At 74.0% G+C, this 3,176-nt stretch carries 2 protein-coding genes; both read right to left on the bottom strand.

The genetic code is table 11. The annotated features are described in order from the left end of the window. Positions 1 to 1,377 (bottom strand): glycosyltransferase (locus MHY85_RS20645; RefSeq protein ID WP_239200276.1); only part of this gene is annotated, 1,377 nt, incomplete at its 3' end. 336 nt (positions 1,378 to 1,713) lie between these two features. Then, positions 1,714 to 3,033 (bottom strand): UDP-glucose/GDP-mannose dehydrogenase family protein, encoded by a 1,320-nt coding sequence (locus tag MHY85_RS20650; protein ID WP_255733807.1) that lies wholly within the window; start codon positions 3,031 to 3,033, stop codon positions 1,714 to 1,716. Between the last annotated feature and the right edge of the window lie 143 nt (positions 3,034 to 3,176).

Below are 3,176 nucleotides of genomic sequence, written 5' to 3' on the forward strand. Positions count from 1 at the left end.
GTGCCGGGAGGCGGCGCCGCCGTCCACCCGCACCGCGGCCGCGCCGCCTCCCGGCACCGCCGCCCCGCCCGGGGCCGCCGCGCCCGCCTCCACCCCGTCGTCCCCGGCCGCCGTCGCCCGGTCCGCGTCGTCCCCCGCGTACGCCCCGGCGCGCGTCCCCCAGCCGGACACGTGCGCCATCCGCAGGAACCCGAGCAGCCGCACCGGCATGAGGAACAGCGTCGAGACGACGATGTACACCGGCAGCCGCAGCACGTCGCCCGGCACCTCCTGCAGGTGCCGGATCTGCCGGATGGTCATGGACAGCACCGAGGACGCGAGCATCAGCGCGATCACCGCGTACCAGCCGCGCTGGGCGCCGTACGTCTCGAGCATCGCCTCGTACAGGTTGACCCCGGTCCCGGTGCTGGCCCGGTAGACCCAGCCCGCGATGGTGCCGAGCAGCAGGAACGGCAGCAGGATGTCGGCGGTGAAGAACACGGCGAGCAGCGGCGCGTGCCGGACCATCCACGGCAGCATCCGCAGGGTGTTGTACTGCGAGCCCCGCGCCCACCTGAGCTGCTGCCGGAACAGCTTGCCGACCCGGAGCGGGGCGTCGGTGTAGACCAGGCTGGTGTGCTGGTACGCCGTCCGGTAGCCCTGCTTCAGGGTGAGGTTGGTCAGCGTGCGGTCGTCGCTGACCTCGAGGAACACCCCGAGGAACCGCTGGGTGAGGAACGCGGGCATCGCCCGGACGAGCACGTGCCGTCGGAACGCGATCGTGCGGCCCGGCAGGCAGCCGACCGTGCCGAGCACCGACTGCGCGGGCATCGCGTAGAGCGAGCGGCTGTTCTCCAGCCAGTCGGCCCAGCGCGTGATCCAGGACCGGGCCGGGTCGAGGACGCGCTGCCGGGTGGTGACGCCCCCCACTCGCGCGTCGGCGAACGGCTTGACCAGCTCGGTGAGCGTGCCGGGCGTCCAGACCGTGTCGGAGTCGAGCAGGACGACCACGTCGTGCCGGGAGGACTCCACGCCGATCCGGACCGCGTTCCGCTTGCCGGGCACCGGGGTGTGCACCCAGCGCAGCAGCGGGGCGAACTCGTCACACACCCGCTCCAGCCCGGGGTTGCGCGCGCCGTTGACGACGACGACCACCTCGTCCGGGCGCTGCTCGACGACGCGCCGCAGCACGTCCCGGAACAGGTCGAGCGGCTCGTCGACGACGGGCACCACCACGCTGGTCGTCTCGTGGTGCGGGGCGGTCCACGGCCGGTACCGCCGGGACAGCACGACCTTGATCAGCCACAGCGCCCAGACCAGGGCGGAGAAGACGGCGAACAGGTAGATCTCGTGCTGGTCGGTGACGGTGTGCCGGACCTGGAGGATGAAGATGAACACGGCCTACCCCCGCGGCGCGCGGTGCTCTGGCGGTGTGCTGGCGGACGGGGTCGTCCCGTCGAGCGGAGGAGGAGACCTCCGGCATGCGGTGCCTGCGGTGCCTGGTGCCTGCGGTGCGTGTGCGGTGCAGCGGCTCCTGCGCGGTTCGCCCGCCCCGGAGGGCGTCGCGTCCCAGGGTGGGGCAGGCACCCGCGTGGCGCAAGGCCCGGGGCCCGGATCCGCTCACCCCGCGGACGCGGGCTGTCCGGATGCCGGGCACGACGAAGGGGCGCCCCGACGGGCCGGCGCTCCCTCCGCGCGCCGACCAGCCGGGACGCCCCGTCCCGTGGCCGCCCGTCAGGCGGCGGGCCGCCCCAGACCCGCGAACTCCCAGCCGGCGGTGCGCCAGCGGGCGGGGTCGAGCTTGCCGCGCGCGTCGACGACGCGGGGCGTGGCGGTGAGCGGCGCCAGCTTGTCGGCGTCCGCGTTCGCGAACTGGTCCCACTCGGTGAGCACCAGGACGACGTCGGTGCCCTCGACGGCCTCCTCGATCGAGGTGGCGTAGGACAGCGTGGGGAACGAGCGGCGCGCGGTGTCGCCGGCCTCGGGGTCGAAGACGGTGACCTGGGCACCGCGCAGGTGCAGCGCGGCCGCCACGTTCAGCGCCGGCGAGTCCCGGACGTCGTCGGTGTCCGGCTTGAACGCGGCGCCGAGCACGCCGATCCGCCGGTTCAGCACGGAGCCGCCGCAGGCCTCGACCGCCATGTCCAGCACGCGCTCGCGCTGGCCCATGTTGATCTCGTCGACCTGCTGCAGCAGCGCGGAGGCGCGGTAGGCACCGAGCTCGTTCGCGCGGTGCATGAGGGCGCGGATGTCCTTGGGCAGGCAGCCGCCGCCGAAGCCGAGGCCGGCGTTGAGGAACTGCCGGCCGATGCGGACGTCGTGGCCCAGGGCGTCGGCGAGGACGGTGACGTCGGCGCCGGCGGCCTCGCAGACCGTGGAGATCGCGTTGATGAACGAGATCTTGGTGGCGAGGAACGCGTTCGCGCTGACCTTGACGAGCTCCGCGGTCGGCAGGTCGGTCACGACGACCGGGGTGCCCTCGGCGATCGGGCCGGCGTAGACCTCGCGCAGCGTGGCCTCGGCCCGCTCCGAGGTGCCGCCGAGCACGATGCGGTCGGGGTGCAGCGTGTCCTCGACGGCCTTGCCCTCGCGGAGGAACTCGGGGTTCCAGACGAGCTCCAGCGAGACGCCGGCGGGGACGTGAGCGGCGACGAGCTCGCGCAGCCGGGCCGCCGTGCCGACCGGGACGGTCGACTTGCCGACGATCAGCGCGTCCTTGGTGAGGTTCGACGCGATGGTGGTCGCGGCGGACTCGACGTAGGACAGGTTCGCGGCGTGGCTGGTCTTCATCTGCGGCGTGCCGACGCAGATGAAGTGCACGTCGCCCCAGGCGGCCGCGGAGGCCAGGTCGGTGGTGAACCGCAGCCGGCCGGTGTCGAGGTGCTTCTCGAGCAGCGGGTCGAGCCCGGGCTCGAAGAACGGCACCTTGCCGGCGGCCAGCGCGTCGACCTTGGCCTGGTCGACGTCGGCGCCGAGCACCTCGAAGCCGAGCTCGGCCATCGCGACCGCGTGGGTGGCGCCGAGGTAGCCGGTGCCGTACACGCTGATCTTCAGCGGGGCAGCGCCGCCGCCGGCGGTCGTGCCGGCCTCGGGCTCCTCGACGGGCAGGTCGGCCGAGGCGAGGCCCTCGGCGGAGAGGGCGGCGGCGGAGAGGGACGCGTCGTTCATGGCAGTGCTCCTCACGGTGGGGCGCGGGT

Origin of the sequence: Cellulomonas sp. ACRRI, from assembly GCF_022346185.1 — a bacterium.
GTDB lineage: Bacteria > Actinomycetota > Actinomycetes > Actinomycetales > Cellulomonadaceae > Cellulomonas.